The sequence below is a fragment of the Hydrogenophaga bisanensis genome, assembly GCF_042665135.1.
GTDB lineage: Bacteria > Pseudomonadota > Gammaproteobacteria > Burkholderiales > Burkholderiaceae_C > Hydrogenophaga > Hydrogenophaga bisanensis.
Genome location: NZ_JBHTBX010000010.1, coordinates 66,307 through 84,406 on the forward strand (window position 1 = coordinate 66,307; position 18,100 = coordinate 84,406).

General features: G+C 65.8%; 13 protein-coding genes. 7 read left to right on the top strand and 6 right to left on the bottom strand.

The features are described from left to right. The first annotated feature begins 9 nt into the window (after nucleotides 1-9). From phoU to phoR, 3 genes are read left to right on the top strand one after another with little or no spacing between them, the layout of a single operon-like run. Nucleotides 10-711, top strand: coding sequence for a phosphate signaling complex protein PhoU (phoU, locus tag ACFQNJ_RS14705; protein WP_374639810.1), 702 nt, complete (start codon nucleotides 10-12; stop codon nucleotides 709-711). Next, nucleotides 708-1,415, top strand: coding sequence for a phosphate regulon transcriptional regulator PhoB (gene phoB, locus ACFQNJ_RS14710; RefSeq protein WP_374639809.1), 708 nt, complete (start codon nucleotides 708-710; stop codon nucleotides 1,413-1,415). The genes phoU and phoB overlap by 4 nt, the downstream gene beginning before the upstream one ends. Further along, nucleotides 1,412-2,731, top strand: a complete 1,320-nt coding sequence (gene phoR / locus ACFQNJ_RS14715) for a phosphate regulon sensor histidine kinase PhoR (RefSeq protein ID WP_382258940.1) — start codon at nucleotides 1,412-1,414, stop codon at nucleotides 2,729-2,731. The genes phoB and phoR overlap by 4 nt, the downstream gene beginning before the upstream one ends. Here the strand turns inward: phoR and ACFQNJ_RS14720 are convergent. The 4 genes from ACFQNJ_RS14720 to trxA all read right to left on the bottom strand — a co-directional run bounded on the left by ACFQNJ_RS14720 (nucleotide 2,720) and on the right by trxA (nucleotide 6,686). Then, a complete protein-coding gene (locus ACFQNJ_RS14720; RefSeq protein WP_382258943.1) occupies nucleotides 2,720-4,459 on the bottom strand; it encodes a hypothetical protein in 1,740 nt (579 codons plus the stop codon). The two genes, phoR and ACFQNJ_RS14720, sit on opposite strands and share 12 nt — an antisense overlap. A gap of 98 nt (nucleotides 4,460-4,557) precedes the next feature. Beyond that, nucleotides 4,558-4,815, bottom strand: a complete 258-nt coding sequence (locus ACFQNJ_RS14725) for a type B 50S ribosomal protein L31 (protein ID WP_374639806.1) — start codon at nucleotides 4,813-4,815, stop codon at nucleotides 4,558-4,560. A gap of 100 nt (nucleotides 4,816-4,915) precedes the next feature. Then, nucleotides 4,916-6,178 carry a transcription termination factor Rho gene (rho, locus tag ACFQNJ_RS14730; protein WP_382258946.1) on the bottom strand — a complete coding sequence of 421 codons (1,263 nt, stop codon included), beginning with the start codon at nucleotides 6,176-6,178 and terminating at the stop codon, nucleotides 4,916-4,918. A gap of 175 nt (nucleotides 6,179-6,353) precedes the next feature. After that, nucleotides 6,354-6,686: a thioredoxin TrxA gene (gene trxA, locus ACFQNJ_RS14735; protein WP_374639804.1), complete on the bottom strand. Its 333-nt coding sequence runs from the start codon at nucleotides 6,684-6,686 to the stop codon at nucleotides 6,354-6,356. Between the two features lie 111 nt (nucleotides 6,687-6,797). Between trxA and ACFQNJ_RS14740 the strand changes: the two genes are divergently transcribed. The 4 genes from ACFQNJ_RS14740 to ACFQNJ_RS14755 all read left to right on the top strand — a co-directional run bounded on the left by ACFQNJ_RS14740 (nucleotide 6,798) and on the right by ACFQNJ_RS14755 (nucleotide 15,205). Next, on the top strand, nucleotides 6,798-9,449 hold the full coding sequence (locus ACFQNJ_RS14740; protein WP_382258948.1) for a PD-(D/E)XK nuclease family protein: 2,652 nt from the start codon (nucleotides 6,798-6,800) through the stop codon (nucleotides 9,447-9,449). Then, nucleotides 9,446-12,784 (top strand): UvrD-helicase domain-containing protein, encoded by a 3,339-nt coding sequence (locus ACFQNJ_RS14745; RefSeq protein ID WP_382258950.1) that lies wholly within the window; start codon nucleotides 9,446-9,448, stop codon nucleotides 12,782-12,784. The genes ACFQNJ_RS14740 and ACFQNJ_RS14745 overlap by 4 nt, the downstream gene beginning before the upstream one ends. Then, nucleotides 12,781-14,118, top strand: a complete 1,338-nt coding sequence (locus tag ACFQNJ_RS14750) for a TIGR03862 family flavoprotein (protein WP_382258952.1) — start codon at nucleotides 12,781-12,783, stop codon at nucleotides 14,116-14,118. The genes ACFQNJ_RS14745 and ACFQNJ_RS14750 overlap by 4 nt, the downstream gene beginning before the upstream one ends. 88 nt (nucleotides 14,119-14,206) lie before the next feature. After that, nucleotides 14,207-15,205: a Bug family tripartite tricarboxylate transporter substrate binding protein gene (locus ACFQNJ_RS14755; RefSeq protein WP_382258954.1), complete on the top strand. Its 999-nt coding sequence runs from the start codon at nucleotides 14,207-14,209 to the stop codon at nucleotides 15,203-15,205. Between the two features lie 22 nt (nucleotides 15,206-15,227). Here ACFQNJ_RS14755 and ACFQNJ_RS14760 read toward each other — a convergent pair whose 3' ends face one another. After that, nucleotides 15,228-17,225 carry an ABC-F family ATP-binding cassette domain-containing protein gene (locus ACFQNJ_RS14760; protein ID WP_382258956.1) on the bottom strand — a complete coding sequence of 666 codons (1,998 nt, stop codon included), beginning with the start codon at nucleotides 17,223-17,225 and terminating at the stop codon, nucleotides 15,228-15,230. Next, nucleotides 17,222-18,097, bottom strand: a complete 876-nt coding sequence (gene prmB, locus ACFQNJ_RS14765; RefSeq protein WP_382258958.1) for a 50S ribosomal protein L3 N(5)-glutamine methyltransferase — start codon at nucleotides 18,095-18,097, stop codon at nucleotides 17,222-17,224. The genes ACFQNJ_RS14760 and prmB overlap by 4 nt, the downstream gene beginning before the upstream one ends. Nucleotides 18,098-18,100: the final 3 nt, after the last annotated feature.

Consider the following 18,100-nt stretch of genomic DNA (forward strand, 5'->3'; position numbering starts at 1 on the left):
GAGACCGACATGGGTGACAAACACCTTTCCAGCCAGTTCGACGCCGAACTCAACTCCATCTCCACGCACGTTCTGGAAATGGGCGGGCTGGTCGAATCGCAGCTGCACCAGGCGATCTACGCTTTGGTTCACCTGAGCCTGGAGACGGCCGAGCAGGTGCTCGAGAACGAGAACCGGCTCAACCAGATGGAAGTGAACATCGACCACGAGATCATTTCCACCATTGGACGGCGCCAGCCCACCGCCCGCGACCTGCGCTTCCTGATGGCCATCTCTCGCACCACCCAGAATCTGGAGCGGGCCGGCGACGAGATCGCGCGCATTGCCCGCATGGTCAAATCCATCATCGAGGGCGGTTCGGCCCGGTCCTTGCCGATTTCCGAGCTGCGTCTGGCCTCCGATCTGGCCGCCGGCATGCTGCGAAAGACACTGGATGCCTTCGCCCGCCTGGACACTACCATGGCGCTGGCCATCATGAAGGAAGACAACGCCATCGATGTCGAGTACGACGGCTTCCTGCGCAAGCTCATCACCTACATGATGGAAGATGCGCGTACGATTTCGCCGAGTCTGGATCTGCTGTTCCTGGCCAAGTCCATCGAACGCGTCGGGGATCACGCCAAGAACATCGCCGAGCAGATCATCTTTATTGTCAAGGGCGAGGACGTGCGTCACTCGTCGTTGGCCAAAGTGGAGTCCGTGGTCGGATGAAAAAGTTGCCGCGTGTGCTGGTCGTCGAGGACGAGCCGGCCATTGCCGAACTCATTGCGGTGAACCTGCGCCACAACGGCTTTGCGCCGACGGTGGTGTTTGACGGCGAAGCCGCCCAGCGCGAGGTGGATGCCGTCCTGCCCGATGTCATCCTGCTCGACTGGATGCTGCCCGGGCAGAGCGGCATGGCGCTGGCCCGGCAGTGGCGCAAACAGGAGCGGACCAAGACCGTACCCATCCTCATGCTCACAGCGCGCAGCGACGAGACCGACAAGGTCCAGGGACTGGATGCCGGGGCAGACGACTACATCACCAAGCCTTTTTCCACGCAGGAACTGCTGGCCCGCATCCGCGCGGTGCTGCGCCGCCGCGCGCCGGAGATCGTCGATGACTCGGTGACCGTGGGCGAGCTGACCCTGGACGCTGCGACGTACCGGGTGAGTTTCCGCGGACAGGAACTCAAGGTGGGGCCGACCGAGTTCAAGCTGCTGCACTACCTGATGAAGCATGCCGAGCGGGTGCATACCCGTGGTACCCTTCTGGACAGGATCTGGGGGGATCATGTCTTCATCGAGGAGCGCACCGTGGATGTGCATGTCAAGCGCCTGAGGGAATCGCTGGGTGATGCCGCCAGCATGGTCGAGACCGTTCGTGGTGCGGGCTATCGCCTGACCGCACAAGGTCAGGCCCGAACGGCCGCATGATCCGCCGGGTCCTTGAGCCCGTCATCCTGGTTTCTCTCGGCGCCGTCTGGGGCTGGACCCAGGATGCCGCCACCTGGACGTACGCCGGTGCCTTGCTCGGTGCGGTGGCCTGGGGGGTGTTCGACGCCGTTCGCGCGGCCCGCCTGCTGGCCTGGCTGAACAAGCCGGATGCCTCTCGTGCGCCCCGTTTGTCGGGCGTGTGGAACGAGATCATCGAACGCACTCGCAAGCTGGTCAAGAAGCTGGAGAAAAAGGCCAGCAACAGCGACGCCCGTCTGGAGGACTTTCTATCGGCGATCCAGGCCTCGCCCAATGGCGTGGTGCTGCTGGATGCGGACTGGAAGATCGAGTGGGCCAACCTGACTGCGGCCAGCCATCTCGGCTTCGATCCCCAGAGGGACCAGGGTCAGTACGTTCGCAACATGGTGCGCGCACCGGCGTTCAGCGCCTACCTGGCCGAGGCTGACTTCAGCCACGAGATCGACATCGACGGGCCTGGGCCACGCCCGTCCCAGCCGACACGCATCTCTCTGCAGATCCATCCCTACGGCAAGAAGCGCAAGCTGATGATCACGCGGGACGTGACAGCGCTTCAACTGGCCGAAACCATGCGACGCGACTTTGTGGCCAACGTCTCGCACGAGATCCGCACTCCATTGACAGTGCTCAGCGGGTTTGTCGAAACCATGCAGAGCCTGCCGCTGGAGGAAGCCGATCGCACCCGCTACCTGGGTTTGATGGCCCAGCAGGCCCAGCGCATGCAGACGCTGGTCAGCGACCTGTTGACCCTGTCCCGGTTGGAGGGAAGCCCGGCGCCCGGCGCCGGCGAGTGGATCGCGGCCCGGGAGCTGTTGGAGCACGTGCTGCAGGAAGCACGGGGTCTCAGTGCGGTGATCGCCGACCCACCACACGACATCGCTGCGGATGCGGACGAGGAAATCTGGATCTCCGGTGCCAAGACGGAACTGCTCAGCGCCATGTCGAACCTGATGAGCAATGCGGTGCGCTACACGCCCCCAGGCAGAAAGATCAGTGCCGGATGGACACACCGCGAGGACGGATCGGCGGAGTTCCATGTCCGTGACACCGGGCCAGGCATCGCGGCCGAGCACATTCCCCGTCTGACCGAGCGTTTCTATCGGGTGGACCGAAGCCGGTCACGCGAGACCGGGGGCACCGGCCTGGGCTTGGCGATCGTCAAGCACGTGGTTCAGCGCCATGGGGGCCAACTGGACGTCACCAGCGAGCTGGGTAAGGGGTCCACTTTCATGCTCGTGATCCCAGCCTCCCGGGTGCGGGCTCGCTCAAGGCGTTGAGGCAGGTCGCACGCGCAGATACAGCAGCAAGCGTTCCTTGCGATCCGTCAGGCGGCGAACCGTGGCCTTGAAGGCCCACTCGGTCAGGTTCGTCCGCTCTGCCAGGCTGTCCTGCCGATCGGGCTCCACGATCAGTGCGCGGCAGGCGCCTTGACCGGGCTGACCGATGCGCACGAGCGTCAGCCCGCCGTGGTATCGCAGTGCAGATTCCTGGGCCTGGGTCAACCCATCGACGACCACACAGCTGTTGGCCGGCACCAGTGTGGCCATGCGCCGGGACAGTGGCCCGTAACTTCGCGCAAAGTCCAGAAGCGGCAGCCACAGACTCATGAGCAGGATCCAGCACAGGGTCGCGCCTGCAGCGGGCAGCACCAGACTCTTCCAGAGCGCCTGGCGGTGACGTCCCGCCCGCCAGCGCACCAGCCACAGCCAAGCGAGGGTTGAGCTCAGCCCCACCAGCAGCAGCCAGACGGAGAACTCCGGCTGGAAGCCGGGCGCCAGCTTGGCCACGTTGGCCGCAGGTTTGGCCGGAAAGCCGGTCATCATGGCCAACCAGATCACCCAGATGATCAACGCACAGCCCGAGAAGAACAGCAGGGTGAACCAGTCGATGAACGCCGAGACGCTGCGGCGCAGCGTCGGCAGCGCAAAGGCGGCGAGTGTGGCCATGGCGGGGAGGGCGAGCAGCAAGGCCCGATCCAGACGGTCCGTGGTCAGGCTGGCCACCAGACCAACGGCGGTCACCCACAGCGGAATCAACAAGTGTGGGCGCAGCCACTGGCGACGCCATCGCCATAGCGTCCAAAGTGCCAGGGGCCAGGCGGGCCAGGCAAACCACAGCACCATGCGGCCCCAGCGCTGCCATTCCTCGATGGCGGCGGGCAGGGCGGGGGAGACCATGGGCGCCAGCGTGTCCAGCCAGCCGGCCAGAAGCAGCAGTGCGGCCAGGGAGGCCGCGGCCAGCGGGACGCTCCAGCGTCGCGCATCGATCGCTGCAGCGGGCTCCCAGTCGGATGATGCCCGGGGCGAACTGCCAGCCGCAACGATGCCGATCAGCAGTCCGGCACCAAGCAGCAGGGCCTGCCACGGCGCACCGGCAAAAACCAGCAGCACCGAGCCCATCAACCATCCGACGACGCCTCGGTAGGGATGCCGGTTTTCCTGCAGCGCCAGCTGGGCGGCACCGTAGAACATGGCCGCGGTACCCGCCAGCCGCACCAGGTCCGGGGTGCCTTCGTGCGACAGCTGCGCCAGGCCCAGACAGGCCATCAGGGCCAACAGGGCAGCGTCGGCCAGGGTGCGTGCATAGTCCCTGGGGTTGGCTTCTCCCCCGAATGCCAGGCTGACGGGTTGTGCCGCAGGTTGTCTGGCCAGGTGGTACACGCTGTACCAGGTGCAAGCCAGTGTCAGGAGCAGCAGGGCAATGAAGGGCAACCTGGCGGCCGTGTCGGCTGCGAGGAAAGGCAACCCCTGAATGGCCCAGGCGCCCAACCAGTAGGCCAGCCAGCCGGGCACCTCGGCGGGTGCCCCCAGAACCCCAGGGTTCCACCAGTCACCACCCCGCGCGAGATCGAGCATGATCCCGAACGCGGTGACGTCGGCGGTTTTCCAGGGCTCGCGCCCGATGAAACCCGGCAGCACATAGGCGATGCAGAACAGCAGCAGCACGGGCCTTGGCAGGCGGCGAACCGCATCCTGGGTGACGATGGCGGGTGTGGTCTTGTTCACTGCGCAGGACTATACGGCAGGAGCATGAGTGCAATCAGGCGACAGGGGCCAAAAAAAACAGCCGGACAAGCCGGCTGTTTGTGTTGATCGGGCCAGGATTACTTGGCCGCGGTCTTTGCGTAGCGGTTGCGGAACTTCTCCACGCGACCACCCATGTTGTCCACGCTCTTTTGCGTGCCGGTGTAGAAGGGGTGCGACTCGCTGGAGGTATCAAGCTTGAACAGCGGCAGTTCACGGCCGTCGTCGGTCTTGCCCATTTCCTTGGTGTTCACACAGGAACGGGTGACAAACTTGAAACCGTTGGAGAGGTCCACAAACAGGACTTCGCGGTAGTTGGGGTGAATGCCTTCTTTCATGGCTGATCTTTCAGTTCAGGTGCGGCAGCCGCGGAAAACCCTTTTCTCCGTACTTGCCAGCAAGTTGCAAAGCCTTGGATTATATGAAATTTGCGAGGAATCAGCCACCGCGACGCATCATGTCGAAGAACTCGGAGTTGTTCTTGGTGGCCTTCATGCTCTTGAGCACCATTTCCATGGCCTCGATTTCGTCCATGTTGTACATGAACTGGCGCAGGATACGGGTCTTTTGCAGGATCTCCGGCTGCAACAGCAGTTCTTCGCGACGGGTGCCCGAACGGTTGAGCTGGATGGAGGGGAAGACACGCTTCTCGTAGAGGCGGCGGTCCAGGTGGATTTCGCAGTTGCCGGTACCCTTGAATTCCTCGAAGATCACCTCGTCCATGCGGCTGCCGGTATCGACCAGCGCCGTGGCAATGATGGTCAGGCTGCCGCCTTCCTCGACATTGCGCGCGGCGCCGAAGAATCGCTTGGGACGCTGCAGGGCGTTGGCATCCACACCACCGGTCAACACCTTGCCGGAGGATGGCAGCACGTTGTTGTAGGCGCGAGCCAGGCGGGTGATGGAGTCGAGCATGATGACGACGTCCTTCTTGAGCTCGACCAGACGCTTGGCGCGTTCGATCACCATCTCGGCCACATGCACGTGGCGGGCAGCCGGCTCGTCGAAGGTGGAGGCAATGACCTCGCCGCGAACCGTGCGCTGCATCTCGGTCACTTCTTCCGGACGCTCGTCCACGAGCAGCACCATCAGTTCCACATCGGGGTGGTTGGTGGTGATGGCGTGGCAGATGTGCTGCATCATGACCGTCTTGCCGCTCTTGGGCGGGGCGACGATCAGGGCGCGCTGGCCACGGCCGACGGGCGCGATGATGTCGATGACACGGCCGGTGATGTTCTCGTCTGTCTTGATGTCGCGCTCAAGCTTCATCTGCTCCTTGGGGAACAGCGGCGTGAGGTTCTCGAACATGATCTTGTGCTTGTTCTGCTCGGGTGGCAGGCCGTTGATCTTGTCGAGCTTGTTCAGGGCGAAGTAGCGTTCGCCATCCTTGGGAATGCGCACCTCACCCTCGATCATGTCGCCGGTGTGCAGGTTGAAGCGGCGGATCTGGCTGGGCGAGATATAGATGTCGTCGGTGGACGCCGTAAAACTGGTGTCCATGTTGCGCAGGAAGCCGAAGCCGTCGGGCAGGACTTCGAGGATGCCGTCGGCAAAGACCTGCTCCCCGGCTTTGGCGCGCTTCTTGATGATGGCGAACATCAGCTCCTGCTTGCGCATGCGGCCGGTGTTTTCAATCTCGAGGGCTTCGGCCTGCTTAAAGACTTCAGACACATGCAGTGCCTTGAGCTCGTTGAGGTGCATGGATTCGACTCCGTGGGGAGTGTCAGTGAATTCGGGGAGGTGGGCGCGATAGGCCGTGGGTCGGGCCTGCGCAGTGGACACCGGGCTGTGTCAGCCGGCTGGGAAAGATTATGACAGGAAAAAATGCGGCGCCAGAAAGGACCCGGGCGTTGCACCCGGGTCAGGCCGCAGACGATCAGGCCAGTTGCTGGTCGATGAACGCGGTCAGCTGGGCCTTGCTCATGGCGCCCACCTTGGTCGCTGCGAGCTGGCCGTCCTTGAACAGCATCAGGGTCGGGATGCCGCGGATGCCGAACTTGGCAGGCACTTCGCGGTTCTCGTCCACGTTCACCTTGGCCACTTGCAGCTTGCCGGTGTAGGCGGAGGCGACTTCATCGAGGATCGGCGCGATCATCTTGCAGGGGCCGCACCACTCGGCCCAGAAGTCGACCAGCACGGGCGTCTGCGCGCTGAGCACATCTGCCTGGAAGCTGGTGTCGGAAACGTGTTTGATGAGGTCGCTGGCCATGGTCCGTCCTGTGGAACGATTGCTAGGAATGAAATGGAAGGCGGGCATACTCGCCAAGCAAGCGAGCATTTCCCAATACGATCAGATTGTGACAGAAACCGCATTTCCACGATGAGCCCCACCACCGAAGGCCCTGATGCGAACATGACCGCCAGGATGGCGGAGCCGCCTTGGGAAGGGTGGTTGCTGCAACTGGAGCAGCGACTGGCCTCTGAGGGCGTGATGCCTTCCCGGGTGGTGGTGGTGCTGCCCTACGCCCAGATGATGGCAGAGGGGCGCCGTGCCTGGGCGGCGCGACACCCCAGCGGTCTCTCGCCCCGGTTTGAGACCACCCGCAACTGGGCGGCTGCGCTGGGGCCTTTTGTGCCGTCGGGCGACGACCTGACGGGTGACATGGCCAGGGACAGTCTGGTGGCGGCCGCTTTGCTGGATCGGGTGGCCGGACGTCGCGCTGACCGGTCCCTGCATCCGCTGCTGGTCTCCCGGCTGGTGGAGATGGCCCGCCAGATTGCCCCGCTGGCGGCCGCGCGGCCGCCGGGCGAACGGGCCGCCTGGGCGCAGTCCCTGATGGCCGATCTCGTCCCATCGTCGCAGACGCTTCAATGGGAGGGCCTGTTGGCCTCCCTGGCGCTCACCTGGGCCGGTCACTCTGCCTATCCGACCGATGCCCTCTGGGCACCGGTGGCCGAGCCTGGCGTGGTGGCGGACCTTTTGATCGTGATTCCCGGTTTTCAGGAAGATCCGTTGACCCAGGCCCTGCTGAACCGGTGGGGTTCGCGCGGGGACCAGGTGGTAGCCACGTTGCCCCCCCGGTCGCCTGTCGCATCGGCAGAGATCATGCTGCATGCCTGCGCAGATGTCCACGACGAAGCCGAGCGCGCGGCGGCCTGCGTGCTGGCTCACCTCCAGGCGGGACGTCGGCCGGTCGCGCTGGTGGCCACCGACCGGCTGCTGACGCGGCAGGTGACCGCCTTGCTGGCCGGCAGAGGTCTGGTGCTGGTGGATGAAACCGGCTGGCGCCTGTCGACGACGCACGCCGCCGCCAAGGTCCTGGCCCTGCTCAGGGCTGCTTCGCCCCGAGCCAGTCTGGATGACGTGCTGGACTTGCTCAAGGCGGGCGATGCCTGGCCCCAGCGCCTGGTGGACCGGCTGGAGTCGGCAGCCCGTCGGCACGGGATCGCCAGTTGGTCTTCGGCTCGTGCCCATCCCACGCTGTCCCAGCTTCTGCCCGAAGGTTTTTCGTCCTTGCTCGAGGCGTTGCAGCCGTCCCGTTCTCTGGACCGCTGGCTGGCTGCGCTGCGTGAGGGATTGCGACAATGTGGATGGGACGGCTGGTTTGCCGGGGATGCCGCGGGGCAACAGCTGTGGGAGGTGCTTCGACTGGGAGAAGGGCGATCTCAGGAGCTATGTGGCCTTCAGGGCCATCATCCAGGCGGGGAGGAGCGCTCGCCAACCTGGTCATTGGCGGCGTTCACCGGTTGGGTTCGGCAGGTATTGGAGTCCGTCAACTTCACGCCCGACGCGGCTGCTCGCCCGGACGTGGTGGTTCTTCCCATGGCGCAGCTGCTGGGTCGACCGTTTGGAGCGGTGGTGGCCGCTGGTTGTGACGAAATACGCCTTCCCGCCTCACCGGAACTGCCCGGACAGTGGACCGCGGGCCAGCGCGAGCAACTGGGCTTGCCCGCCAGAGACACCTTGGCACTGGCGGCGCTGCGGGCCTGGCAGCACCTGTTGACCCATCCTTCCATCGATATCCTGTGGCGCACCCAGGAGCAGACCGAGCAGATCCTCCCTGCACCCTGGCTCCGACCCATGGTCGAGCGAGAGGCCGGGGCGGCCGTGGCGGCCCCAGACCCCAGGGCGATGAAGGTGGTTCAACGTGAACCCGCCGGACCACCGGCTTGCAGTGCCGCCGATCTGCTGCCGTCCAGCCTCTCCGCCAGCGCCTACCAGGACCTGCGGGATTGCCCATACCGCTTCATGGCGCTGCGGCAGTGGCGCCTGAAGGAAGACGAGGAACTGGACGACACGCCGGACAAGCGGGACATGGGACTCTGGCTGCATGCGGTGCTGGGGCGGTTTCATGAGGAGCGGCGCGACCGGCGGCACCCGGATGAGCCCGATGATCAGCGACTCGACCGCATCGCGCGAGAAGAGGCGCAGGCGCGCGGTCTGTGGGCCATGGACGGATCGGGGTCCCCTGGTTTCCTGCCTTTTCTGGCCGCTTGGCCGACCCTTCGGCAGGGCTATCTGAGCTGGCTCGGGCAGTACGAGGCCTCGCCCGAACGCCCGGTGTTCGGCCAGGCCGAGGCTTCGCTCTCGAGCCGGGTTGGCCGATGGCGTCTGGTGGGACAGCTGGACCGCATCGATGTATTGGAGAGCAGTTCGGATGGCACGCGCATGGTGATTGACTACAAGACCGAGCCGCGTGACAAGACCCGCGCCAGGGTGTCTGAGCCGCTGGAGGACACGCAACTGGCCTTCTACGCCGCGCTGGTGGATCCGCAAGGGACTGGCGCGGTCAGGGGCGCCTACCTGAGCATTCAGGACAGCGCCAGCGGCAAGGGCGTTGATGGTCCGACGCGGCTGTTCGAGCAAACAGAGCTGGCCAGAGCCCGCGATGCGCTGCTCCAGGCACTGCCTGCCGAGATGGACCGGATTGCTCAGGGGCACGTGATGCTGCCGCTGGGCGAGGGGCGGGTCTGTGAGTATTGCGCGGCAAGGGGTCTGTGTCGCAAGGATTTCTGGGAGCCGCAGGCATGAGCACGGAAGCGGCATATCGCGTCAACGGCCAGCTGGTGTCGCGCGAGCAGTTCTATCGGGTGGCCTGTGATCCGCAGCGCAGCGTCGCTGTCGAAGCCTGTGCGGGTGCCGGCAAGACCTGGATGCTGGTCTCCCGCATCCTGCGGGCGCTGCTGGAGGGCACCGAGCCACAGGATATTCTGGCCATCACCTTCACCCGCAAAGCGTCGGCCGAGATGCGTGAACGCTTGACGGTCTGGTTGGCCGATCTGGCGCGTACGACCGACGAACGCCGGGAACAGGAGCTGACCAGCCGCGGGATGTCGGCCGAGCAGGCGCGGCGGCTGGCGCCCGCCCTGCTCACGCTCCATGAGCGCCTGCTGGCCTGCGGGCGCCCGGTCCAGATCAGGACCTTTCACAGCTGGTTTGCATCCTTGTTGCGGATGGCTCCGCTGTCGGTGCTGCAGGAACTGGGGCTGCCACCCGAGCACGAGCTGCTGGAGGACGACGAGGAGGCGGTGGCGCTGGCCTGGCCGCTGTTCCAGCGCGCTGTGGTGCAGGATAAGCACTTGCGCCAGGACTATCTGGACAGTGTGGCCCGTTTCGGTCGCAGCCAGACCGACAAGGCCCTGAAGAACGCCCTCGACAAGCGGGTTGAATTCTCCTTGTCGGATGAGGCCGGCCAGCTGGAGACCTCGATCGAGCCCTTCGGGGCCCTGTATCCCGAGTGGTCGGGACTGCCTTCGCCACAGCAGATGCTGCAGGAGCCGGCCACGCGTGAACGTTGGCTCCTGAGGGCTCGGATTCTGGGGGCGGAAAAGAACAAGACGCCCCAGGACGCTGCCAATGCCATCGTGGATGCATTCGCGGGTACCGATGAACCGCAGGCGATGGCCAGTCGGCTGGAGGCCTTGCGCAAGGCCTTCTTTGTCGCCAACGAGGACAGGCTCAAGCAGCACCTGGCCCGCCACGAGGCCGCCCAGCAGGCCGAGGCCGAGTTGCAACGCCTCCTGGCCGCCTGCCGGCAGCACGAAGCCTGGCAGCACCAGCAGCGGATGACCCGCCTCACACGGGTCCTGCTGGCCACCTACGCGGCGCTCAAGCGCGAACGAGGGTGGGTGGACATGAGCGATGTCGAGCAGGCGGCGCGCCGCCTGCTGGGCGACGCGGAACTCTCCGGGTGGATGCAGCAGCGTCTGGACGCAAAGGTGCGTCACCTGCTGGTGGATGAGTTCCAGGACACCAACCCGCTGCAGTGGCAGGCGCTGTACGGGTGGCTCAGTGCCTATGCCGGGGCGGGGTCTGGCGACGGTCCCCGGGTGTTCCTGGTGGGGGACCCGAAACAATCGATTTACCGGTTCCGGCGGGCCGAGCCGCAGGTCTTCCGGGCTGCACAGGCGTTTGTGGTGAATGGATTGGGCGGCTCACTCCTCAGCTGTGATCACACGCGCCGCTGTGCGGTTTCTGTCGTGGACACGCTCAACGCCGTGATGACTGGTGCCAGCGATGATGCAGGGTATGCAGGCTTTCGACCGCACACCAGCGAGAGTCGGGACCCGGGCGAGGTGCTCGCACTGCCTCGCCTGGAGCGGGCCCGGGATGCGGGGCAGATCGCCGACACAGATACCGGCTCTGGCACCGGCGCGCATGACTGGCGCGACAGCCTGATCACACCTCGCGTGCTGCCGGAAGACAGCATCGCCACCCATGAAGCGCGGCAGGCGGCACGGTGGATCGCTCGGGAGCTGGCTGGCGGAGGTATCCGACCGGCGGATCTCATGGTACTGTCGCGCCGTCGTGACCGCCTCAGCCGCGTGCACGAGGCCCTCACGGCGCTCGGGGTGCCGGCCGATGAACCCGAAAAGGCCGACCTGGCCGATAGTCCGGCGGTCCAGGATGTGGTCGCTCTGCTGGATGCGCTGGTCTCACCGCAGCATGACCTCAGCCTGGCACGCGCGCTTCGCTCGCCGATCTTTGGCCTGGACGAATCCCGGCTGACGCTGATTGCGAAGGCCCGGCGCGACTGGCCGGTGGGTGACCTGCAGTCAGAGCCTTCCTGGTGGGATGTCATCGGTCAGTTGGCCCGGGAGCCGGGGTGTGACGCCCAGTGGCCGGCCGTTGCGCAGCGATTGGCTCGCTATCGGGACTGGGTGAGCGCCTTGCCCCCCCACGATGCGCTGGTGGCCATCTATCAGGACAGCGACCTGATGGCCCGCTACGCTGCGGCGACGTCGACCCACCGGCGCGATGCCATGCTGGCTTCCCTGCGTGCCTTGCTGGGGCAGGCCCTCGCCCAGGACGGTGGACGCTATCTCACGATGTACCGCTTCGTCAGGGCCATCAAGGCAGGAGGCATCCGCCTGGGGGCCTCCGCGCGGCCGGACGCTGTCCGTCTGCTCACCATTCACGGTGCCAAAGGGCTGGAGGCCCACACCGTGCTGATGCTGGACACCGACGCCCCGCCATCACGACCGGACACCATGGGGGTGCTCGTGGACTGGCCGGGCGAACTCCCTCAGCCCCGGCGTTTCATTTTCCTGGCCAGTGAAAAGCAGCCACCCTCGTGTGCGGCCGCCGCCCTGGAGCAGGAGCAGCAGGCCCGGAGCCTGGAAGAACTCAATGCGCTGTACGTCGCCCTGACCCGAGCGGCTTCCCGCCTGGTGATCTCCAGCAGCGAGCCCCACCAGCGGGGATCGGTCACCAGCTGGTATGAAAGGCTCCGGCCGTTTCTCACGCCGCTGGTCGTGCAGGATGAGGCGCCATCGCCCCTTCGCTCCGTCGAACCCAAATCGCTGTACCTGCCGAGTCTCCCGGCCCTGCCTTTGCCAGTGCAGTTCAGTGCTGGCGCGCCAGAGCAAGGGGAGGGTGCTGGTCAGGACCGCGACGAAGACAGCAGTCACACGCGCCTGGGCCTGGCGCTTCATCGGCTGCTTCAGTGGGCGCCGACGCCCCTGTCGGGCTGGACCCCTTCAGACCACGGCATTCAGGCGGTGTGCCAGGAGTTTGCCCTGGATCCTGCACAGGGTCGGCAGGTCGCCAGCATGACCGAACGCATCCTGGGTGGCCCCGCCCGCTGGGTCTGGGACGATGCCCAGGTGGACTCCTGGGGCAACGAGGTCGAAATCTGGCTGGACGGCACGCTGTTGAGGATCGATCGCCTGGTTCGCCACCGCGAAAGCGGACACTGGTGGGTGCTTGACTACAAAAGCGCCCTGGCGCCCCAGACACAACAGGGGTTGCGGGAGCAACTGCAGGGTTACCATCGCGCGCTCGCCCTGACGCAGCCCGCAGACACCATCCGTCTTGCCTTCATCAATGCCCAGGGCCAACTGATTGAAATTGACCCGCCCACATGACCTCTGACGCCCAGGAACCCCAGTCACTGCCGATTGCATCCGTGGATGTGGCCATCATCGGGGCCGGCCCTGCCGGTCTGATGGCGGCGCAAACCCTCGCGGCGCATGGCGTCGACGTCGATGTGTACGACGCCATGGCGTCGGCGGGACGCAAGTTTTTGCTGGCAGGCAGAGGCGGGCTGAACCTGACCCATGCCGAACCCCATGAGACCTTCGTGCGGCGCTATGGTGACCGGGCTGAATGGGTGTCCGCCTGGCTTAACGCCATGGGCGGGCAGGCGGTTCGCGAGTGGGCGGCTTCCCTGGGCGTCGATACCTTTGTCGGTACTTCGCAGCGGGTATTCCCGGTGGGCATGAAGGCCGCGCCCCTGTTGCGGTCCTGGCTGCATCGCCTGCGTCATCCGCAGGACGGACAGGGACAGGTGCGCTTTCACATGCGCCATCGGTGGTGCGGCTGGTCCGACACCGACCCCGCAGGAGCCGGTGGCCTGATGATGACCAGTCCTTCGGGCGCTGTCCGCTTGCAGGCCAGGGTGTTGATCCTGGCCCTGGGCGGCGGCAGCTGGGCGCGGCTGGGATCCGACGGCGCCTGGGTGCCCTGGCTGGAGGAGGCCGGCGTTCCTGTCGCGAGCCTGCGGCCATCGAATTGCGGTTTCGACCTGGCTGGCACGCACGCCAGCACCGGGCAAGTTGGCTGGAGCGAACACTTTCGCAGCCGTCATGCTGGAGAACCTTTCAAATCTGTCGTCCTGCGATTCGAGGACAGCCAGGGGCGACGCTTTGAGCGCAAGGGAGAGTTCGTCGCCACCGACAGCGGTATTGAGGGAAGCCTGGTGTACGCGGCCTCAGCCATGCTGCGCGACGAGATTGCCCGGGCGGGAACCGCGACGCTGACGCTGGATTTGCTGCCGGACCGCAGCCCGGACGATGTGCAGCGCCAGGTGTCGCATCCCCGCGGATCACGCAGTCTGTCGAGCCACCTCAAGAGTCGCCTGGGGCTGGACGGCATCAAGATGGCCCTGCTCCACGAGTGCCTGAACCGTGCCACCATCAACGACCCGGTGTCGCTGGCGCGGTCCATCAAGGCACTGCCACTTACCCTGTCAGCTCCCCGCCCGATCGACGAAGCCATCAGCACCGCCGGCGGCGTGCCGGCGCAGGCACTCGACGAAGACTTGATGATCAGACACCTCCCGGGTGTGTTCTGCGCCGGCGAGATGCTCGACTGGGAAGCGCCGACGGGTGGCTACCTGCTGACGGCGTGTCTGGCGAGCGGCCGGTGGGCGGGGGAGGGTGCCTGGCGATGGCTGACGCGAAAACCATCGGGCCATTGACCACCTCCAACACTGTCATGATCGGTTCACGCAGGCCCTATACCCTTGCGGTGTCCGTTTTCACGATCACCATCCGATACGCTCACCCATGAAGTTCCGCTCGCCCACGTCCCACCAGCGCCGATGCCTGCTCAAGCTTGGAGCCGCCACACTGGCCATGGCAGGCACGCTGTCACACGCAGACACGTTCCCATCGCGCACGATCCGTGTGGTGGTGCCCTTTGCCGCCGGTGCCGGCACCGACGCGATGGGGCGACTGATCGCCGAGAAGCTGTCAGTGGTGCTGCGGACCAGCGTGGTGGTGGAAAACAGGGTGGGGGCCTCTGGCGCCATCGGTGCCCAGGCTGTGGCCCAGAGCGCGCCGGACGGTCACACCCTGCTGCTGGCGGCGGCCCCGTTCACCACGGTGCCGGCGGCCTTGCCCTCGGCAGGCTACGACCCCTTGCGTGATTTCACGCCGGTGGGCATGTTCGCCCAGGGACCGCTGGTGTGGGCCACCCATCCTCGCCTGGGCGTGAACACGCTGCCGGAACTGGTGGTGCTGGCCCGACGTCAACCCGGCGCGCTGAACTATGGCTCTGCCGGGGTGGGAGGCATCAACCATCTGGTCCTCGAGTCGCTCAAGGCACGAACGGGGACGTTCATCACCCACATTCCCTACCGGGGGATTGCCCCAGCCACCCTGGACACGGTGTCCGGCGAGATCCAGTTGCTCACGGGCACCATCCCGGCCCTGGCTCCCTTCATCCGGGACGGTCGCCTGAAGGCACTGGCGGTCACCAGCCCGCAGCGCAGCCCGGCACTGCCGGATGTTCCTGGCATGCAGGAAGCGGGCATGCCGGATTTCAATGTGCTGAACTATTTCGCTCTGGTGGCCCCCCGCGGCACGCCAGGCGACGTGGTGGCGCGCATCAACGCGGCGATGTCAGCGATCGTGGCAATGCCGGACGTCAAGGCTCGCCTGCAGCGTGACGCAGTGGAACCGGCGGTGGGGACTCCCGCCGAACTGGACGCCTTTCTGCGTCGTGATTTCGAGGGATGGAAGCAGGTGGTCCAGCGTCAGGGTCTGAAAATCGACGCTTTCTGATCCCGACAACCCCTGGGCGGCTTCAGCCTTGCGCGGCCTGTTCGATGGCTTCGCTCAGTTCCAGCCAGCGCATTTCGCAGGCCTCCAGTTCGTCGCTGACGGCTTTCAGCCGTCTCCCGGCCTGAGCGATGTCGTCTGGCGTCAGGGTCCCGCTCAGGGCGGCTTCCAGGCTTTCCTTCTCGGTACCCAGGGCGGCCATGCGCTGTTCGACCTGGGCCAGTTCCTTCTTCATGGGCCGCAGTTTGTCGGCCATCTGCTGGCGGCGCTGCGCCTCCAGCCTGCGCTGTTCTGCGCCGCGAGGGGCGTTGTCCGGCGTTCCCGATGGCACGCCACCAGCGTCGGCGCTGCTGCCCGATGCCTCTCGGTTCTCCTGGCGCTGCATCTCGCGAGCCTGGCGCGCCACGTCCAGCAGGTAGCGCTGGTAGTCGTCCAGATCGCCATCAAAGGGTTCGATACCGCCGCGCGAGACCAGCCAGAACTCGTCACACACCGCGCGAAGCAGGGCACGGTCGTGGCTGACCAGCATGACGGTGCCTTCGAACTCGTTGAGTGCCACCGACAGCGCCTCACGGGTGGCCAGATCCAGGTGGTTGGTCGGTTCGTCCAGCAGCAGCAGGTTGGGGCGTTGCCAGACCAGCATGCACAGCACCAGCCGCGCCTTCTCGCCCCCGCTCATGCTGCCGACCGCCTGCATGACCTGATCGCCCGTGAAGTTGAAGCCACCCAGGAAGTTGCGCAGATCCTGCTCGCGGGTGTCCTGTCCGCTGAGCCGGCCTTGCGCCGCGCAATCCTTGGCCAGGCGGATCATGTGCTGCAAGGGGTGTTCGTCCGGGCGCAGCACGTCCAGTTCCTGCTGGGCGAAGTAGCCAATGTTCAGGCCCTTGCCCTCGGTGATCACGCCCGCCAGCGGCGCGAGGGCCCGGGCGATCGTCTTGACCACCGTCGACTTGCCCTGGCCGTTCGCCCCCAGGATACCGATGCGCTGGCCGGCCTGCACCGAGCGCGTCACGCGGCGCACGATGGTGACGGGCGGCAATGCCTCGGTGGCTCCCGGATAGCCGAAGTCGACCTCCCGCAGCGCGAGCATCGGGTTGGGCAGGTTGGCCGGCTCGGCGAACTCGAAGCTGAACTCGGCATCGGCCAGCACCGGTGCAATTTTCTCCATGCGCTCCAGGGCCTTGACGCGGCTCTGGGCCTGTTTGGCCTTGGTGGCCTTGGCCTTGAACCGGTCAATGAAGCGCTGCAGGTGCGCCATTTTTTCCTGCTGGCGCGTGAACGCGGCCTGTTGCTGGGCCATCTGTTCGGCCCGCATCTCCTCGAAGCGGCTGTAGTTGCCGCCGTACCGCGTCAGTTGCGCCCGCTCGATGTGCAGGGTCACGGTGGTCACCGCATCCAGGAACTCGCGGTCGTGGCTGATGACCAGCAGCGTGCCTTCGTAGCGCTTGAGCCAGGCCTCCAGCCAGACCAGGGCGTCCAGATCCAGGTGGTTGGTCGGCTCGTCCAGCAGCAGCAGGTCGCTGGGACACATCAGCGCTCGCGCCAGTTGCAGGCGCATGCGCCAGCCGCCCGAAAAGCTGTTGACCGGACGTTCGAGCTCATCCAGCCGGAAGCCCAGACCCAGAATCAGCGACTGGGCCCTGGCGGAGGCATCGTGGGCACCCGCATCCTGCTGCAGCATGTAGGCGTGTGCCATGCGCTCGCCGTCGCCCGAGGCTTCAGCCTCGGCGACCGCCTGCTGCGCCGCGGTCAGGCGGGTGTCTCCCTCGACAACGAACCGTGTGGCCGATTCCCCGGTCTCGGGCATGTCCTGGGCCACCTGCGCCATGCGCCACTGCGCGGGCACCTGGAAATCTCCCCGGTCCTCGTGCAGCTGACCATCCAGCAGGCGGAACAGGCTGGACTTTCCCGCGCCGTTGCGGCCAACCAGGCCCACCTTTTCTCCCGGGTTGATGACGCAAGATGCGCCATCCAGAAGCACCTTCGCGCCCCGACGAAGGACGATATCCTTGAGGATGATCATGCGTGGAACCGCCGGAGAGATTCAGCCGTGACCAGCAGCAACTGCTCGTCGCCCGCGCTGGTGCTGAGCCAGACCACGTCCAGACCGGGGAACGCATGCTCGAAATGGTCTTTCTCGTTGCCGATCTCCAGCACCATCACCGCATTGGCGCTCATTCTCGACGGCGCGTCCCTGAACAGGGTTCGGACAAAGTCCATGCCGTCATCGCCGCCAGCCAGGGCGATTTCGGGTTCCGCCCGGTACTCGGCGGGCAGGACGGCCATGCTGCCCGCGTTCACATAAGGCGGGTTGCACAGGATCAGGTCCCAGGGGCCAGGGCACCGGGCCAGGCCATCCGACTCCAGCAGGGTGATCCGGTCCTGCAGGCCATGACGCGCCACATTCTTGTGCGCCACCGCCAGGGCATCCGGTGAGATGTCAGCGCCGATGACGCGGATCTCGGGCCAGGCCATGGCGGCCAGCACCGCCAGGCTGCCGTTGCCGGTGCACAGGTCGAGCACATGCCGCGTGTCCGGTGACAGCCAGGCATCGAAGCCACCCTCGGCGATCAGTTCGGCGATGAAGCTGCGGGGAACGATCACACGTTCATCGACATGAAACGGAACGCCCTGCAGCCAGGCCTCGCCGGTCAGGTAGGCCGCCGGCTTCCTGGTCTCGATTCGCCGCACAATCAGCTCACGCACCGCCTCGGCGTCCGCGTCCTTGACGGGCTTGTTCCCCTGGTCATTCAGGTCGGTGTCGAGTGGCAGACCCAGCCGCCACAACACCAGCCAGGCCGCCTCGTCGTGGGCGTTGGTGGTGCCATGGCCATAGGCCAGGTGAGCGGCGTCCAGCCGGGCTGTGGCCTCGGCCAGGATGTCCTGCAGTGTCATGGG

What these genes read in the sequence shown, in the direction of transcription:
- phoU (WP_374639810.1), top strand. Translation starts at nt 10, where the DNA reads ATGGGTGACAAACACCTTTCCAGCCAGTTCGACGCCGAACTCAACTCC.
- phoB (WP_374639809.1), top strand. Translation starts at nt 708, where the DNA reads ATGAAAAAGTTGCCGCGTGTGCTGGTCGTCGAGGACGAGCCGGCCATT.
- phoR (WP_382258940.1), top strand. Translation starts at nt 1,412, where the DNA reads ATGATCCGCCGGGTCCTTGAGCCCGTCATCCTGGTTTCTCTCGGCGCC.
- ACFQNJ_RS14725 (WP_374639806.1), bottom strand. Translation starts at nt 4,815, where the DNA reads ATGAAAGAAGGCATTCACCCCAACTACCGCGAAGTCCTGTTTGTGGAC.
- rho (WP_382258946.1), bottom strand. Translation starts at nt 6,178, where the DNA reads ATGCACCTCAACGAGCTCAAGGCACTGCATGTGTCTGAAGTCTTTAAG.
- trxA (WP_374639804.1), bottom strand. Translation starts at nt 6,686, where the DNA reads ATGGCCAGCGACCTCATCAAACACGTTTCCGACACCAGCTTCCAGGCA.
- ACFQNJ_RS14740 (WP_382258948.1), top strand. Translation starts at nt 6,798, where the DNA reads ATGAGCCCCACCACCGAAGGCCCTGATGCGAACATGACCGCCAGGATG.
- ACFQNJ_RS14745 (WP_382258950.1), top strand. Translation starts at nt 9,446, where the DNA reads ATGAGCACGGAAGCGGCATATCGCGTCAACGGCCAGCTGGTGTCGCGC.
- ACFQNJ_RS14750 (WP_382258952.1), top strand. Translation starts at nt 12,781, where the DNA reads ATGACCTCTGACGCCCAGGAACCCCAGTCACTGCCGATTGCATCCGTG.
- ACFQNJ_RS14755 (WP_382258954.1), top strand. Translation starts at nt 14,207, where the DNA reads ATGAAGTTCCGCTCGCCCACGTCCCACCAGCGCCGATGCCTGCTCAAG.
- ACFQNJ_RS14760 (WP_382258956.1), bottom strand. Translation starts at nt 17,225, where the DNA reads ATGATCATCCTCAAGGATATCGTCCTTCGTCGGGGCGCGAAGGTGCTT.
- prmB (WP_382258958.1), bottom strand. Translation starts at nt 18,097, where the DNA reads ATGACACTGCAGGACATCCTGGCCGAGGCCACAGCCCGGCTGGACGCC.